Origin of the sequence: Rhodoflexus caldus (genome assembly GCF_021206925.1) — a bacterium.
GTDB classification, from domain to species: domain Bacteria; phylum Bacteroidota; class Bacteroidia; order Cytophagales; family Thermoflexibacteraceae; genus Rhodoflexus; species Rhodoflexus caldus.
On the sequence record NZ_JAJPRF010000018.1, the window covers coordinates 1 to 16,935 of the forward strand.

The window sequence follows — 16,935 nt, forward strand, 5'->3', positions numbered from 1 at the left end:
CATCAGCGGTCGCCGTATGAACGAAACCATTGACCTGAGCCACATGGCGGGCGGCGTATATCTGCTGCAAATCCGTCAGGCAGACGGCCAAGTTTGGACGGAGAAATTAGTGAAGCAGTAAGCTGAGTTTTGAGTAAAACTAACCCCGACGGGACATTGAGTCCTGTCGGGTTTTTTTTATTGCGATGCATCAAGCGGCAGGCTTTAAAATACCCCTTTGATTTTGGGACGGGCACTTGCTTTCATATGTCCACTTATTCCTTCACCCATGGAAACACCCTTGTTTCCGTATCGCTTACTATTTGCAGCAGATACAGACCTGCGGGTAAATGCGCAACCGATAACTGCACGCCCCTGTCAACGGTTTTGGGCTGTGCGCCGTAAACTATTGCTCCTTTGACATCCGTTATTTGCACATAAGCATTGCGCAGTAACTTGTCCGAATGAATGTGCAATATATCCCGTGCAGGATTAGGATAAACCCGCAGTTCAGCAATGGCAGGTGCTGTTTCGGCATCTTCTAAGGAAGTTACAATACGCTGCCCTGTTTCGTAGAGGATGAATCCCGCTGCATTACTGATTCTCAGGCGATAAGCAGCTTGCAGGCGTTGCGTACCCGTAACATCCTCAAAAATAAACTGACGATTGGCAGGCAGACTGATTTCGCCCGAAACAGCCCTGAAAGGTGCACCTGCATTGTCGGAACGCTCCACAACAAAGCGCAAATTAGCCACGCGCTCAAAAGGATGGCAGTCGTATGACCATGCAATTTCTGTGGCACGGCGAGTGCTGATGCGCCTCATCACAACCTCATTGGGTGCAAATGGCAAGGTAAGTTGTTGCAGGTTGCTCCATTCCGACACGGAACGCGGTGCTGCCAATGCCCGCACCCGCACCTGATATTCGCGATTGGCTTCTAAACCATTGAAGGTAAGAGTTGTTCCCGTTACGCTTGTTTCGCGCAGCACGGTGGCAAAATTATTGACAGAGAGTTGTACTTCGTAGCTTTGTGCATCCGTTACGGCATCCCACAACAAATCAAAGCCTGTAGCTGTTACATTTTCGGTTCGCAGCCTTGCGGGGGTGCTAAGGATGCTGACCCGCTGTGCCTCCGAAGGGCGAGAAAGTATATTCTGCCCCGCTGCTGTTGCCAGCACCCGCACGCGGTAGAAATATACGCCACCCGATACAGGCAAATCTACCGTTGCCTCTGTGCTGTTGCTGACCGTGCGCGGATAGCCGGGTAAAAGACTTGTAAAGCCTTCATTAGCAGCTACTTCCAGCCTGTAAACACTTGCCTGTACAGAGGCCGTCCATACAGCCGTAAAGCGGCGCGGAGCTATGTCGGGCGAAGGAGCAGTAAATACGGGCAGGGGCAAAGTAATGGCAACAACCGAATTGCTCCACGCCGAACTGCCACCTTCGTTGCCTGCGCTAATGCGTACCATATGACGTTGCAACGACGGCAAACCTGTAAGCGTGGTATTATTGGTTGCTTCAAGGGTTCGGACAACTGTACCGTTGACTTCTACGCGGTAACTTGTTGCGCCCTCTACTGCCTGCCAGCGAACGGCAAAACCGCTTTCGGTAGTATCGCTGATTTGGATGCCGGAAGGAACGGCAGGCGGCAAGACAAAGGAAATCACCGACGAATAAGCTGACTCTCCGCGGTCGTGAAGGGCTTTCACCCGCGCAAAGTGGCGCATTCCGGACTGCCCGTTGAATACCGCACGCAGGTCTGTTGTCTGCCGAATTCGTGCATTGCTGAAATTGCTGTTAGTAGTCAATTCTACAAGGTAGGCAACAGGTTGCCGCGCCGACGGCGATGCGTTCCATGCCAGTGCAATTTCCATCGGATTGTTGCTGTTTTCTCTGCGCAAAGCCAAGGGAACGGCTGGCGGCAAAAAGGCGGCTATTACGTTGCTGTTTGCCGAAACGCCGCGTGCATTTCTGCTGCGCACCCGATAAAAATAGGTTTGCGCAGGGTTGTTCACACCAACCATGTGCTCTAACCCATTCACCGAAATATCGGCTTGTATCATGCGACTGAAAGCAGAATCGCTTGCTACATCCAATCGGTAAGTATCTGCTCCGCGAACAGCTTCCCAACGTGCCAAAAAACCATTCGGACTTACATTGGCAGGGGCAATTGCTACGGGCGCAGGCGGTACTACCTCAACGGTTACGACATTGGAATACTCCGAAAACAGATTGCCTGCGCGAACACGCAAACGATAAAAGTAAACAGGCGCTAAGGGTAGCCCCGAAATGGGCAGTGAATCCTGATTGTTTACCTGTGCCCTACGCAAAATGTCGGAAAATTTATCATCGCGTGCAATTTCCACCTCCATAAAAGCATCGGTAAGGGAATAATTTTCCCATCGAGCGGTAAATCTTTCCGGTGCAACAGATGTGGCTTCCAGCGCAACAGGTGCTCTGAGCAGCGTCCGCAGTGAGATGACATTGGAATATTCGGAAAATAAGATACCAAAAACACCACGCACCCGATAGAAATACACCGTGTTTTCATTCAGTCCCGTTACATTGATTTGTGTAGTGGTAGCAATTAAACGGCCGACGATTTGCGTGAATGCCGAATCGCGTGCAACTTCCAGTTCATAGCGCTCTGCCCCTGCCGCAAAATTCCACTTTGCCAGAAAATGGCTGCTTGTGATATTTGCAGCGGGCAAGGCTGTGGGCGTAGCAGGCGGTAAAACAACCCGCACCACATTGGAATAGGCAGACATGCCGGACGTATTAATGGCACGCAAGCGATAGAAAAACACCCTTGAAAAGTTTGTTTGGGCAATATTGTTCAGTGCCAAAGCAAATCCGCTTACTTGTCCGCTGAATGCAAGGCTTGAAAAATCTTCGCGCACCGAAACTTCCAGCAGGTAATTGACTGTTCCTGCCGACTGCCAGCGGGCAGTGAAGCCTTGCGCAGTAACGGGTTCGGCAGGCAATGCGACAGGCGCACCGGGCAGGGTCATCCGCTGCAATAGCGCACCCGCATTGCCGTAGTTAATACTACAGGGCGTTTCGTTGTATTCAAATACAGCTATGTGATAGCGTGTATTAGGCATAAGATGAGTTACCACAACGCTATTACCCGTCCCATTGAAAACCACCCTGCCCCTCCCGTTATTAATGGTATCTGCCAGAGTAAAATTGGCATTGGCAAGATATACCACGTTGTCAAAAGCGGCATTATTGGCAACAGCCGTATTTGGACGCAACACAACGAGCCGTTTTTGCCCATTGCCGTTTGTCCATGAAAGTGAGAGAGTAGTCGTTGTAGTAGCAGTTACCGTCATATCACTTGCCGGAACGGTGGGCTGTGCAGCAGCAGACAAAACAGGATTGCCCGTAAAACTGCCAAAGGTCAGCACACCCGCAGCGCAGTTATTAATTGCCCCGTTGTTGGCAATTGCACCTGTTGCTACCACGCGCCCCTGCGCATGAATGGTCAGGTTAGCCGCTGCATTGACCGCAAGTTGGCTTGCCAGCAGATTCCCCTGCAATTGCGTGTTGTAATCTCCCGCAATAATCGCTTCGGTGTTGGCAGTCGGTCTGCCGTTTGTCCATGCCATACCGTTCCATGTGGTCGTACAAGCAGCAGGCGCAGCAGCAAAACCTCTGATGTCCGCACCCGAAGGCACACGGGCAAATCCGCCTGCCAGTGTGCCGTGATTGGCGGCAATAGTGGCATCGTTAATGGCGCTGCCGCTTACCTCATCAAAATTCCAATACGCCATCAGGTTACATTCCTGACCTGTGAGGATGCGGTTAAAATTGGCTGTGATTTCGGCTTGCGATAAAACCCTGTTCCAGATGCGCACTTCATCCATTGCACCCGTAAACGGATAAGCAAGGTCAGCAAATGTGCCGATGCGCAAGTTATTGGCGACTTCCGACAGTGCTACGCCGTTGTCGGGATCAGCTGCATCGTTGGTTTGCAATACGCCATTGACGTAAAAATTGACCGTCTGCGTAGCCGCATTAACCGTTACGGCTACATGCTGCCAAACATTTGGATTGATAGCATTGGGCAGTGTATAAACCGATTTGCCCTTGCTTTCAAAAACTAAGCGATTGTCGTTTGCCGTATTGCTGAGTGAATTGATGTAAAATGCGAAACCATTGTTTCCCGTACCTGTCAATTTATTGGCTATCAGCGTATTGATTGCGCCGCTGCCTATGGCGGGGTTATTCGGATTTACCCACGCTTCAATGGTTACTTCGCGGTCTATGCGCAGTGGAATCGGGCTGCCGAGGTCAGCATTTATACCTGCCATGCGGTTCATGCTCACCGCGCCCGAAGGTGTGGCAACAGCACGCAGGTCAAAAGCAAAAGTACTGATGCAACTATTGTTGGCAATGTTCAGCGTCGCCGTGCTGGTCAGCGAACCGATGGTAGGTTGTGCGCGAACATCTACGCTCAGGCTTGTACCGGGCGCGATATTGACAGGAAAAACAGGTGGAGCAGGCAGCGTAAAATTAGCCGCATTTGTACCCGTAAAGGTGATACTATTGACGGTCAGCATGGATGTTCCCGTGTTGCTGATGTTAAAACTGCGTGTAATAGTATTACCCAACGCAACCGTACCCATGTCTGTAAAATTGGCAGTACTGAAAGTCGTACTTCCATTGCTGATAAGATTACCGTTACCCTTTGCCGATACGGTTGCCACCTCTATGGAATTGCCTGTACAAAGTGGCTGCGTAGAAGCCACTCAGTTGGAAGTATTGCCCGAAAGTGTAAAATTATTCAGCGTGCCTATGTTGCAACTTGCCAAGTCGTTAAGTGTATTGAACGCCGCATTATTGCCGCCCGCTACGCCCTGATTGAAGCGATAATAAGCCACTAAGCCCGTTTGCGGCAAATTGATTTCACTGTTCAGGTTAGCGTTAATTTCGGCAGATGTGCGTACCGTATTCCAAATGCGCACTTCGTCAATTTCACCCCTGAAATATTCGTTCGGATAAAGCGGGTCGTTTGACCAACTGATGGTCAGCGGCGCGTTGCTTAAAGCGGTATTGAAGCCGTTGGCAGTCGCGCCGATGGAAACACCGTTCACATAGCATGTGGCAGAACTACCGCTTTCCACTACCGCGATGTGATACCATGTACCCTGTACAAAAGCAAAGGGGCGCACCTGATACGAAATGTCGTTCCAAATGCCAATACCGGAAAGGTTGTCTTCTACATGCACGCTGAATCGGGTGGCAGCAAATCCGTTGCGGTAGCCCAGCACACAGGGATTTTGCCCGTTAGAACCCGGTGTCCAATTAGGGCGCATCCAGAATTCAATCGTGCCGTCCACCAAATCAAACGCGGGCGAGTAAGGGAAGGTAACAAAGTTGTTCGTGCCGTTGAAATTGAGCGCATTTGGCGGGGTGTGTCCATGCAATTTTCAGGCTTTGCCCCACCCACGCAGGGCTGCCCGTAACCATGCCCGTCCATTCTGCTGTGCTCAGTTTCTCTTTGGCTATTTCTTTGCCGTCAGGGGCGGTCAGGCGGAAGTTCACACCGTTGAGCGCATTGCCCGTTTGGTCGTTGAAACGAATCACAAGTTTGCGCTTGTATTCCAGCAAGGTTTCCTCAATCTGCCAGTCGGGGGAAATTTTAGCAACCACTTTCACGTTTTTGCTTTCCAACCCTTCCTTAGCAAAGGAAATTTCCTTGTGTGTGCGTTCAGAAGTGTTTTCTATGGTAAACCTGCCCTGCTTGTCGGTAGTAGCCGATTTGTTTTCGCAGCTTACCTTCACGCCTTCAATAGGTTCATCGTTCTGATTTACCACCACGCCGCGCAGCGTAATCAAAGGGTTGCGAGTCAATTGTGCATCTACTACATAAGTTGTCTGAAACTGCGCGAATATGCCCGCTTTGGTTTCCATAGACCAGCCATCGCGGAAAAATACAATTTTCCCCAATTTGCGGTCGGCAGGTAATTCTTTAACGGCATATTCGCCGTTGCCGTCGGTGGTCAGGCTTTTATGAATTGTAGTGTTGTCGGCTTGGTAAATATCAACCGTTACATTGGCTAAGGCTTCGTTGTTATTATCGGTTACTTTGCCTGCAAGGCTGCTGTTGCGTGTCAGCATCGTCAGGTCGGCTTGGGTACTTTCTTGTCCTGCCAAAAGCACTACGGCACTATGCGCCATTGCATAACCGTTTTTCTGCGCCACTACTACGTACTTATCCGTTTCCAGCCCTTCTTTGTTGATGGTAATGCCGCTGATTTCACAGTTGCCGTTTGCATCGGTATTCACTTCCCTGCTTACAGGATTTGTCTTGTTTCCGTACAAAAGCTCATCTATATCTTTCTGCGTATAAATGGCCACTTTCACGCCTGCAATGGCATCACCTGAGTTCCTGTCGGTAATTTTCCCTTTGATGCTTGCCGTGAGCGGTGTGAGTTCTATATCGCTTTTGGCAGTAATTTCAGGACGCACATTAACGGTGCGCGAGGTAAAAGGTTTGTACTGCGTTTCGTTGATTTTCAATACGTAGTCGGCAGCATCTACGTCAAAAAAAAATTTACCTGCCTCATCGGTCATGCCCGAAGCCAATGCGCGGCTTTGGTCGCGGCTGCTGAATGCCTCAACAACGACACGCTGTATGCCGCGTCGGGTCTGCGCATCGCTAACAATGCCTTCTATTTTGCCCGGTCGCGGCGCTAAGTAATACGAATAGCCGCTAATCACGAAAGCACCTGCGGGTACTTGCACATTGATTTGCTCTGCTTTGCCGTCAAAATAGTCTTTGGCCTTTGCTGTTACGCTGATAACCTGTCCATCTTCTATATCAATAGAAAATTTGCCTGACCCGTCGGTCGTAACTTCCACTGTTTTGGGATTTTGTTCGGTGTAAGGCACTTGTACCTGCCGCGTTTTCTGCACAGTTGTAGGCGGGGTCATGTAGTAGTATACTTAACCCTGTTAAGCGCGTGGCTGTAACCACCCGTCCTTCGCGACGCAGACGTTCTGCCACCGTAACTGCTTCGCCGAGGCTTACTCTGACACTTTCATTGATGCGCCTGCCCGGTACTGTTTCGGCGTAGGTTTCCGTTACGTTGCGGTACTTTACTTCCGATGTAGCATAGGCAATGGTTACCGTTGCATCAGGAATGAGTCTTGACTTGGTAACAAGGTCTTTTACTGTACCTGTAAAACGAATTTTGCCTTGCTCCAAGGGCTTTTCGGCAAGTAATTCTTCGTCTTTTTTCTGTTTGTCGGCAGTGGTGAGCGGCGCTACGCTGAACAGGAATGGCACGGCGCGTCCTTCGGGTTCACCGATGGGTTTGTCCTCTTCATCTAAGGCCTGTACATTCCACACATACCTGCCTTCGGAGCGGGGTAATTCGTAGGCTGCCCCCCATATCCACTGTGTTTGGTTGATAATTATTTCGTCCACATAGGGCACATTGGTACGGAAAGCAATTTCGGGGGATTGGTCGCCGATGACCTCAAAAACCTGCAAACGGTATTTCACAACGCCACGCGGTTTGGGCGTTACACCGTTCCAGCGCAAAACAGGGCGCGTATTGGCGCGTTCTTCCGAACGGTCGGGCGGATAAATCAGTACAGGCGGCTGAAAGGCAACTAAATTGGCATTGCGGCAAACGGGCGCGCCAATGAGCGTATTTTGGGTGCGGATGTCCACCAAATCCACGCATATTTCGTAGTTGTCTTCGGGAATAAAACCGCTGCGGAATCGGTCTAAGAGCGTCCGATTAGGTACGCGATAGGCTGCGGGGTTATTTTGCGGCAGTACACTTGCCAAATCAAACACCTGACTGCCGCGGGTGATTTCAATTGGTTGCTGCTGTTCGGCAATGGTTTCGGCTAACAACGTGCCGTCGCCACCGTAGAGTTTAACACTCAACACGCCTTCGTAGGTGTTGATAAGTAGGGTTGATAACTGTTACCAGCACGCGGTTTTTGCGGAACTGCCCTACCCAATCGGCGGTTTTGCCACTTGCCTGCCACCAACAACGGCAACCTGCATGTTGAGTTGTGCCGATAAGGGCACCAAAATCAGGAAAGCCAAGGCAAGCAACCGCTTACATAGATATATCTGACTGTCGTACATGATTGCTTTTATTTATTGCGTTTTTTGCAGGGTCATCTGATACACGGGGATGTTCTTGTCCAACTCTTCGGGTACTTGCCAACGCAGCCGAATGGCATCAGCCGAAGAGCGAATTTCACCCAACAGTTCTACTTCGCTTGGCTGCGGGCTTTGCGGGTCAAATACCAGCCTGCGCCCCGGGCGTACTTCCCAGTTGCCGCTGTTGGTGCTTGAAAAAAAATTCGGTTTATCGCTGTCGGTCAGGATGCGCGTCCTGCCGAAGCCGCGCATTTCGTAGGTCGTAGGATTGGCACCGCTACTGTTGAAAACTACTTGCAGATTGGCAAGTGCCTGTGGGGCAACAGGTGTGCCGCCTTCGCGTTGCAGCGCCACTACGCGCCATACCTTGCCGCCGTTGCTCAATATTTCCACCGGCGTTAGGTCTTCCATATCGTCGCACGCTGCCGACAAGAGAAGCAGGCAGCAAGGCAACCATCGTTTGATATGCGTTTTCATATGTTTTTGCTATTTGAAAGTATAGGTCAATGAACTGCGCAGCAGCGTTTCCGTAAAGCGAACCCCGGGCTGTTCGGCACCGAAGCGAAACAAGTTGATATGCCCCCCTGTATCCAACATCAGTTTTTTCATGATGCTATACCGATAACCCAATTGCAGCATCAATTGGCGTGACGGTTCGGCAAAATCCACCGCATTGGACATATAGGTCAGTTTCAGTGAGCCGTTCATTTTTTTGTCAAAAAATTTGTAAGCAGTTCCGGCCGTCAGATTACGCATCTGCATGAAGTTTACTGCCGTGCGGTTATCAAACTGCATCGCCGTCAGGTCAAAGGTGAGCGGCTTATTGTTCCACGTCAGCACGTAGCCCGCCATCCATGTAACTGAATTGTTGCTGTTTTGCGCGCCCGTAAACAGGTTGAAGTCGTCAAAAGCATCGCGGGAAAAGGTCAAATTGAATACATGCGTGTAGCGTGTAGCAGGAATCGTGTAAATAGGTGATACATTCAGTGACCGATTCACATTTTCCACCCGCAGCGTATCGTTTCGCACCGTGTTGCGAAAGCCAAAGTTGTTGAAGCCTGCCGTAAGTGTCAGCTTTTCGGTTGCCTGCCAATTGGCGTTAATCATCCCCGTCAGTTGGTAAGCTGTTGCCCCTTTCAGCCCTGATACGTTGTTGATGCGCTGCCCGATAGCCCCTGAAAGGGTAATTTTACCGCTTTTCAGGTTCATGCGCGGCTCTATGCGGTAATTTGCTTGGTCGGGTTGCAAAAAAGGATAGCCCAACGTACGGAAACCTTCGGTTACATAATCGCCATATAGCCGTATTGACCATACTTTTCCGTTGCGCCCCACGGTTCCGCGAAAGGCTGTCCCCAAGCGACCGGTGAGGTTGAAAGGCATCAGCCCTGCGAACATATTATCGTCGGCAAGACTTTCGGCAAGTGCATTTTCAGTAAAAGCAGAGCGAGCAACTTCCCCTTCCAAATAGTAAGCCGAGCCAATTTTATACTTGCCGCCTACCGAAAATACCAGATTTTCTTGCGGTGCAACCTGCGTCAGTAATTCAGGCACAGAACCGACAATATCCGACGAACGCATGAAACCCACGTGTAAATGAGTGGCATCATCGGCACCGTAGCCAAACTTGCCTGAATACACGCGCCGCGTGTAAGCCCCTATAACACCCAGCACAGGATTCTGAGCCACAGGCAGTTGCGCATTGCCGCCATGAAACGCAACCCGCCACTTTTTTGCCAACAGCATATCTGCACCCAAACCGAATATGCGAATATCGCCCGAGGTAAAGTGCATGAATTTAGGTACATAAGTCCCCAGCAATGCTTTACCGAATTTTAACTGTGGCGCAAAACCAACCGAATTTACGGGGTTGGTAATGAACTCAAACAGATTTTGGTCAAGAGGAATCGGGGTGTTGATGTTGCGCTGATTATTGGCCAGCATCATGGAAAAAGGTATCTGAATACCTTTGATGCCAATACTGCCCGAACCCATGAACCGATAAAGTTCATCAGGACGGCGGGGGCGAATGTCTGCACCCACAGAGCGCATACGATACCATTCGCCCTGCACCGATACCTGCCCTGAATAAGTAAAAAAGGGAGATGAGGATGTTGGCTGCTGTCCAAAAAGCCTGTTATTGCCAACTAACAGAAGACATACCAAAAATATTCGTAGAGCTGCTGCCATACGCCATAGGGAAAAATCTGAAACGGAACAAAACGGCGAAGTTTGTTTTGATTGGATAACTCAAAGTTCCGCCATATGGTATTCAGACAGCAGCCTGTCCACCCCTACATTTGCCCCTACAAAAACGAAAAAAATAAAAATCCGCTGTAAAATATTGATTTACAGCGGATTAACGGCGTATCAATAAGCCCCTACAATACCTCTACAATCAACTCTCTAACTTCCTTCTCGGCACAGCCCAAGCCGATGAGCACCACTTCGCGGTTTTGATGCAAATACTTCTGATGATAACCCTTCGCTTTGATTTGGGCAAGGGCTTCCGCCGCGCTGCCGTTTACCTTGAACTCAATCACAAAGAACGCATCGGGTGTATATACCACTACGTCAATCCTGCCTTTGGCGGTTTGCACTTCGGTCTGCGTGTAAGTTTGCATCAGCGAAAACGCCATGAAGAAAATAGCATGGTAGAACGCCTCATAGCGTTCCATGAATTGTTCATAGGGAATGTTGGCTAGCAGCGTGTTCAAAGCGTCTTGGAACTGTTCGTAGTTCCGCCGTTGCAGATATTGCAACATGTTGAAAATCAACGGGCTGATTTGCTTTTTGCCGCTAAAATCGCTTAACATGAATTGCAACAACGCGTGCCGTACTTCCCGATTGGGGTAAGAAAGCGTGTAAATGTCCTCTATCTTGTTTTGAATCGTCAGGTAGCCTGTCTGGAACAGCAACGCCATTTCATCTACGTTTTCCACCTGAAAATTGCCTAATTGGATTTCGGAAAGTTGTACTTCTTCCAAGTTGTAGGTAAACTTTTCCCGCAGCTTTTTAACCAGAAAAGTCGGTGTACCCGTGGCAAACCAGAAGTTACCGAACTGCTGTTGCGACATGAGGTTCAAAACCGAAAATGGATTGTACACCGTCTCCTTGCCGCCCCACAAATAGCCATTGTACCACGTGCGGATTTTTTCCAGCATCTCATGGCGACTTACGCCTTCGTTTTGTGCCAAAAGGTCAATTTCACGGTCAAAATATTGTTCCAGTTCAGCCTGTGTATAGCCCAGCAATGCAGCATATTGCGGGTGAATGGTAATATCGTGCAGATTGTTCAAATCCGAAAAAATAGACACCTTGCTGAACCGCGAAACACCCGTGAGGAAAAAAAAGCGGATGTACGGGTCTAAGTCTTTGATGACTGAATAGAAATTTTTCAGCATGTCCCTGTTTACTGCTGCCTTTTCGGGTTGTTCCAAAAAGTCAATAATCGGTTTGTCGTATTCGTCAATCAGGATGACGACCTGCCCCTGTTGCTCGTACAATTGCAGGATAAACGAACGCATCCATTCGCCGGGTTGGTCGCCCGTAACGGTAATTTGAAAAGCATCTGCCAGCCTTTGCAGTTCCTGCCGCAAGCGCAGTTTCAGGTCGTCGGTTTGGTAGGTAAGTTGCGCAAAACTCAAATGAATCACAGGGCTTTTGCGCTGCCAGTCTATCTTGTCTTCAATCCAAAGCCCTTTGAAAAGCGCCTGATTGCCCAGAAATATCTCTTTCATCGTGCTGAGCAGCAGCGACTTACCAAAGCGGCGCGGGCGGGAAAGGAAGTAGTACTTGCCTTGGTCTATCAAACGGAAAATGTGCGCGGTTTTGTCGATGTACACATAGCCACCTCGGCGCAACTCGCCGAAATCCTGAATGCCAATGGGGTATTTCTGAATCATACGCTTTCGGTGATTAGTTCCTTGACTTCCTTTTCGGCACAACCCAAGCCGATGAGCACCACTTCGCGGTTTTGGTGCAAATATTTTTGATGATATCCCTTTGCTTTGATTTGTGCCAGCGCTTCCGCCGCGCTGCCGTTTACTTTGAACTCAATCACAAAAAATGCATCGGGCGTGTGCACCACCGCGTCAATCCTGCCTTTGGCGGTTTGCACTTCGGTTTGTGTGTAGGTCTGCATCAACGAAAAAGCCATGAAGAAAATGGCATGGTAGAACGCCTCATAGCGTTCCATGAACTGTTCGTAGGGAATGTTGGCCAGCAGTGTGTTGAGCGCATCCTGAAACTGTTCGTAGTTGCGGGCTTTCAGGTAGCGCACCATGTTGCGCACAATGGGATGCACCGATTCCTGACCGCTGAAGTCCCTAAGCATGAATTGCAGCAACGAATCTTTAACTTCCTGATTGGGATAGCGCAAAATGAACGTTCCCATGTCGCGCTCTTTGATGGTCAGGTAGCCCGTTTGGAACAGCAGTGCCGTTTCGCTGATGTTTTCAATCAACAGGTTGGATAGAATTCCCTCGTCGGCACTGACTTCTTCCAAGTTGTAGGTAAACTTTTCGCGCAGTTTTTTGACCAAAAACGTGGGCGTACCCGTGGCAAACCAGAAGTTACCGAACTGCTGTTGCGACATGAGGTTCAAAACCGAAAACGGATTATACACGGTTTCCTTGCCGCCCCAGAGGTAGCCGTTGTACCACGTGCGGATTTTTTCCAGCATCTCATGGCGACTTACGCCTTCGTTTTGTGCCAAAAGGTCAATTTCACGGTCAAAATATTGTTCCAGTTCAGCCTGTGTATAGCCCAGCAATGCAGCATATTGCGGGTGAATGGTAATATCGTGCAGATTGTTCAAATCCGAAAAAATAGACACCTTGCTGAACCGCGAAACGCCCGTGAGGAAGAAAAAGCGAATATAAGGGTCTAAGTCTTTGATGACCGAATAAAATGATTTAAGAATATCGCGGTTTTCCAGCGCAATCGGCAGTTCATCCTGACTCAAGAAATCAATAATCGGTTTGTCGTATTCATCTATTAAAATAGCGACCTGTCCCTCTTTTTGATAGACTTTTTCAATCAGTTCGGCGTGCTTTTCTTTGAGCGTAGGGGCTTGCAGTGTAATTCCGAAGTTACCTGCAAGTTTGACCAATTGGTCGCTGAGCGAATCGGTCAGGCTGCGGTCGCGGGTATCTACTTGTGCAAAACTCAAATGAATCACAGGGCTTTTGCGCTGCCAATCTATCTTGTCTTCAATCCAAAGCCCTTTGAACAGTTGTTGATTGCCCAGAAATATCTCTTTCATTGTGCTGAGCATCAGCGACTTGCCGAACCGACGCGGGCGGGAAAGGAAGTAGTACTTGCCTTGGTCTATCAAACGGAAAATGTGCGCGGTTTTGTCGATGTACACATAGCCACCTCGGCGCAACTCGCCGAAATCCTGAATGCCGATGGGGTATTTCTGAATCATAGGGGAAAATTAGGCAAAAATGACCTTTTTTATGATTGCTTGACTTGCTGCTTTGGCAGATATGCTTGTCTGTTCTATTATTCAGACAAGGTTGCGCAAAAATTCGGTCATATCCTGTTCTTGCGAAAGTCCTAACTTTTTGCGCAGACGATAACGCGCCATTTCTACCGAACGAACACTGATAGAAAGAAAATCAGCAGTTTCCTGCGTTGTTCTGCCATGGTAGATGTGTACGCACAAGTACTTTTCGTTGCGACTGAGCTGTGGAAAAGTATCTGACAGTTTTTTCCAAAAAACAGGATGTAATTCACGGATTTGGCTCTCTATGGTTTGTAAATCGTCTTTCATTTTCAACTCTTTGTTCACCACTTTAATGAGATTGGCGATATGTGGCATGAGTTGTCCGTTTAACAATGTGCTAACATCTTCTGCCTGCCTTTTTAACTCCTTAATTAACCTGTTTTTGCGCATCACCTGCGCGTTAATATTTTCCAGTGCTTCGGTTCTCTCCCGGATAAGTTTTTGTTGCTCGGCTACTAAATTTCTATGAAGAATAAGTATGCGTAAAGCACTTTGTACACGTGCGTGCAGTTCGGTTGGATCAATCGGCTTGCGGATAAAGTCTGTTGCACCTGTCAGCAAAGCCTCGCTCAAATGCTCCGGTGCTTGCTGAAAAGCTGTAATCATAATGATTGGTATATCTGCCAATTCCGCTTGCTCACGTATTTTTTTAATTAGTTCAATACCATTGAGTTGCGGCATATCCCAATCGGTAATAATCAGGTCAGGCTGCTCTTTGGTAAGTACTTTCAACGCTGCCATACCGTTATTGGCGTACAGGATACGCATTTGATTAAAAAGAGAAGAAAGAGATGTGCTCAAAAAATCAGCATGAGCAGGCTCGTCCTCCACAACCAATGTGGTAAATGATGTTGATTGAAGTTGTAAATTGAGTTGCATATACAAAGCTACAAAACAGCTTTGACTTGGCTTATGCTGTGTCGTTAGCAGGCATTTGTGCTACCAAAGAAAGCAGATTTTTATATGCTCCTTCATGATAGTGAATAACTGCATCTTGCATTTGATGTACCCAAAAAGCAACCTGCGGCGAATATTCTGCATCAATGGTCGCTAATATTTGTCTGATTTCTCCCAGTTCGTACAACTCCTTCTGATATAACTTTTCAACAAAAGGCTGCAAATAAGTTTGTTCATTTGCAGATAAAAAAATCAGATTGTCAGTCCTTTTTGATGTAACAGTTATTGGAGATTCTTCATGGGCATTATCCTTTGCAACAAATGTCAGAAAAAACGTTGTTCCTTGGTTTAGTTTGCTTTCCACTCCAATAGTGCCGCCTTGTGCTTCCATTGCCAGTTTGCAAAAAGTAAGTCCCAGACCGTTGGAACGATAGTTACCGGAGGACTGATTAGGATTTACCTGAAAGAATTTGTCAAAAATATGCGGAAGAGCTTCGGGCGGGATACCGATTCCTGTATCGGCTACACTGATTACCGCTGTGCCTTGTGCAGAAGTCGGAACGGACTGTACAGTAATGCTTCCTTCCGCAGGAGTAAAACGAATGGCGTTGCTAATTAAATTAACAAAAATCCGTTCGGTGAGTGCAGCATCTGCCCAAACAATCAGATTTTCGGGAATCAGGCAATTTAAAGACAGCGCTTTGCCATCTGTTTGACAGTTTAATTCCGTGAGTGTCTGTTGCAGTACTTGATGTAAATTAACTTCCTGAACATCAGCATGATAGCTTAAATCTTCCAACTTGTCCACTTCTAAAATATTCAGTACCATATTCATCATCCGACGAGCGGCCTGTGTGGTTGTCGGCTCCTTTGCCCGTTGAATAATTGTTGCAAGCGGATTTTTCAAGTCATGGACGATAGTCCCTGTAAGCAAACGTTTAAATTGGTCTAACTTCTGCAACTGTTTATTATTTTGCCTAATTTCTTCCAATTGCTCCTCAATTTGTAAATTGGCATGACGCAACCTGTTTCGCTGCCGAAACAGCGCAGTAAGCAACCCCGAAAGTAGCAAGAGCCCCGCCACTGCTGCGATAGCAATAATTTCCCTCGTATTTTTTTGTTGCGCCAACAGGTCGTTGTTGGTTTTTGCCAATTTCAGCTCCGATTCGCTTTTCTCTAAGTCATACTGTCGGCGAATTTTCAGTGCTTCGGCTTTCAGCATCAGCAAATCGTATTCCTTTTCTTTCTGATATGCCTTTTGCAGATAGTAGATAGCCTCAGAAAGTTTACCCTCTTTCTGATAAAGGAAAGATGCCCGTTTATAGGCTTTTATACAGGCAGGTAAGGCATTCACGTAGTCATCACCTGTAATTTTTATCCACCGGAAAACGGTATCCATACTTGCACGGGCTTGGCTCATGCGCCCAAGTTTAGCGTTGATTTCAGCTATTTCGCTCAGGGAGGAAATTGCATTGAACATATCATTCCATTTGCAGCTGGTATTCACATCAAATGCAAGTAAAGGAAGGGCTTCTTTCAATCTGCCCATTTGATGCAATACGCTGCCTTTGTTGCCTTGCAGCAGTGCATGCCAAATATTGGAGGCATCCTGTTTTTGAATCAGCGCAATGCCTTTATCAAATATTGCTAATGCTTGTGCCAACTTATTTTGCTTTTCATAGGCAAGCGCAAGCGTGTTGTAAATTTCTACGTGTTGTTTCCTGTAATCCCATGTTTCCATAAGATGCATAGCCTCTGTGCCCACCTGCTCTACTTCATCGTAAGCCTTCGCACGATACAAATTATTGAGCACTTGTACATAAGCATTTATGAGCAAATCATAACGGCCTGTTTTTGCACTCAAATCGCGCGCTTTCAGAAAGTACTCGGTATGTCTGCTAACCGTGTTGCCCTGAGTAAAAGACCCTACCAGTGCCCACTGAAAATAAATGGCTGCTTTCAGTGTATCGTTTACCGCAGGCTGTTCTGCATAGGACAGGAATTTTTGCAAAGTCGGAACACCCTCCCGATACAGAAACTGTTGAGTAATCAGCCGAAATACCTCCCAACTGATTTTTTCTTTATCCTCACCGGAAATGTTGGGCTGAAAAAAAGCGGTTTGCAAGCTGTCTATCCGACGTTGAGGCTCTTCCTGCGGAATGGCAAGCACCATACTTATACTTGCTGCAAACAAGACGGAAAGAACAATTTTAAAACGCCAAAACAGAGACATCAACTTAAAAAAGTATTGAGTGCATCAATCAGGTAGCTATTATATAACGTATCCGGCAGGTGAATATTTTTATGCTTTATCTGTCAGTATCTGAGAAGGTGTTTATTAGCGTTAGTCTGAACAAATCCTAAGGCCGTAGTATAAACAATATTGCTTTCTGCTAAGTAAGCGAGAGATTTTTGC

General features: G+C 47.9%; 12 protein-coding genes. 1 reads left to right on the top strand and 11 read right to left on the bottom strand.

Going from position 1 to position 16,935, the window contains the following annotated elements; genetic code table 11:
- The first annotated feature begins 16 nt into the window (after positions 1-16).
- Positions 17-121, top strand: a complete 105-nt coding sequence (locus NDK19_RS17020; RefSeq protein ID WP_394801688.1) for a T9SS type A sorting domain-containing protein — start codon at positions 17-19, stop codon at positions 119-121.
- A gap of 133 nt (positions 122-254) precedes the next feature.
- Here NDK19_RS17020 and NDK19_RS14770 read toward each other — a convergent pair whose 3' ends face one another.
- From NDK19_RS14770 to NDK19_RS14820, 11 genes are all read right to left on the bottom strand, one after another.
- Entirely contained in the window at positions 255-4,733 is a 4,479-nt protein-coding gene (locus NDK19_RS14770) for a fibronectin type III domain-containing protein (protein WP_250632677.1), read from the bottom strand.
- Complete coding sequence (locus NDK19_RS14775; protein ID WP_250632678.1) at positions 4,734-5,411, bottom strand: LamG domain-containing protein; 678 nt, start codon at positions 5,409-5,411, stop codon at positions 4,734-4,736.
- On the bottom strand, positions 5,329-6,903 hold the full coding sequence (locus tag NDK19_RS14780; protein WP_250632679.1) for an MSCRAMM family protein: 1,575 nt from the start codon (positions 6,901-6,903) through the stop codon (positions 5,329-5,331). Before NDK19_RS14780 ends, NDK19_RS14775 begins: the two co-directional genes overlap by 83 nt.
- A complete protein-coding gene (locus tag NDK19_RS14785) occupies positions 6,809-7,891 on the bottom strand; it encodes a hypothetical protein (protein WP_250632680.1) in 1,083 nt (360 codons plus the stop codon). Before NDK19_RS14785 ends, NDK19_RS14780 begins: the two co-directional genes overlap by 95 nt.
- A 66-nt stretch (positions 7,892-7,957) precedes the next feature.
- Positions 7,958-8,095 carry a hypothetical protein gene (locus tag NDK19_RS14790; RefSeq protein WP_250632681.1) on the bottom strand — a complete coding sequence of 46 codons (138 nt, stop codon included), beginning with the start codon at positions 8,093-8,095 and terminating at the stop codon, positions 7,958-7,960.
- 12 nt (positions 8,096-8,107) lie between these two features.
- Positions 8,108-8,590 (bottom strand): hypothetical protein, encoded by a 483-nt coding sequence (locus NDK19_RS14795; RefSeq protein ID WP_250632682.1) that lies wholly within the window; start codon positions 8,588-8,590, stop codon positions 8,108-8,110.
- A 9-nt stretch (positions 8,591-8,599) separates the two neighbouring features.
- Complete coding sequence (locus NDK19_RS14800) at positions 8,600-10,300, bottom strand: hypothetical protein (protein ID WP_250632683.1); 1,701 nt, start codon at positions 10,298-10,300, stop codon at positions 8,600-8,602.
- A gap of 191 nt (positions 10,301-10,491) precedes the next feature.
- Positions 10,492-12,015, bottom strand: a complete 1,524-nt coding sequence (locus NDK19_RS14805; RefSeq protein WP_250632684.1) for an ATP-binding protein — start codon at positions 12,013-12,015, stop codon at positions 10,492-10,494.
- On the bottom strand, positions 12,012-13,541 hold the full coding sequence (locus tag NDK19_RS14810; RefSeq protein ID WP_250632685.1) for an ATP-binding protein: 1,530 nt from the start codon (positions 13,539-13,541) through the stop codon (positions 12,012-12,014). The genes NDK19_RS14805 and NDK19_RS14810 overlap by 4 nt, the downstream gene beginning before the upstream one ends.
- An 81-nt stretch (positions 13,542-13,622) precedes the next feature.
- Complete coding sequence (locus tag NDK19_RS14815) at positions 13,623-14,501, bottom strand: response regulator (RefSeq protein WP_250632686.1); 879 nt, start codon at positions 14,499-14,501, stop codon at positions 13,623-13,625.
- A 31-nt stretch (positions 14,502-14,532) separates the two neighbouring features.
- On the bottom strand, positions 14,533-16,752 hold the full coding sequence (locus NDK19_RS14820; protein WP_250632738.1) for a tetratricopeptide repeat-containing sensor histidine kinase: 2,220 nt from the start codon (positions 16,750-16,752) through the stop codon (positions 14,533-14,535).
- Between the last annotated feature and the right edge of the window lie 183 nt (positions 16,753-16,935).

What these genes read in the sequence shown, in the direction of transcription:
- NDK19_RS14790 (WP_250632681.1), bottom strand. Translation starts at nt 8,095, where the DNA reads ATGTACGACAGTCAGATATATCTATGTAAGCGGTTGCTTGCCTTGGCT.
- NDK19_RS14810 (WP_250632685.1), bottom strand. Translation starts at nt 13,541, where the DNA reads ATGATTCAGAAATACCCCATCGGCATTCAGGATTTCGGCGAGTTGCGC.
- NDK19_RS17020 (WP_394801688.1), top strand. Translation starts at nt 17, where the DNA reads ATGAACGAAACCATTGACCTGAGCCACATGGCGGGCGGCGTATATCTG.
- NDK19_RS14800 (WP_250632683.1), bottom strand. Translation starts at nt 10,300, where the DNA reads ATGGCAGCAGCTCTACGAATATTTTTGGTATGTCTTCTGTTAGTTGGC.
- NDK19_RS14815 (WP_250632686.1), bottom strand. Translation starts at nt 14,501, where the DNA reads ATGCAACTCAATTTACAACTTCAATCAACATCATTTACCACATTGGTT.
- NDK19_RS14795 (WP_250632682.1), bottom strand. Translation starts at nt 8,590, where the DNA reads ATGAAAACGCATATCAAACGATGGTTGCCTTGCTGCCTGCTTCTCTTG.
- NDK19_RS14805 (WP_250632684.1), bottom strand. Translation starts at nt 12,015, where the DNA reads ATGATTCAGAAATACCCCATTGGCATTCAGGATTTCGGCGAGTTGCGC.
- NDK19_RS14820 (WP_250632738.1), bottom strand. Translation starts at nt 16,752, where the DNA reads ATGTCTCTGTTTTGGCGTTTTAAAATTGTTCTTTCCGTCTTGTTTGCA.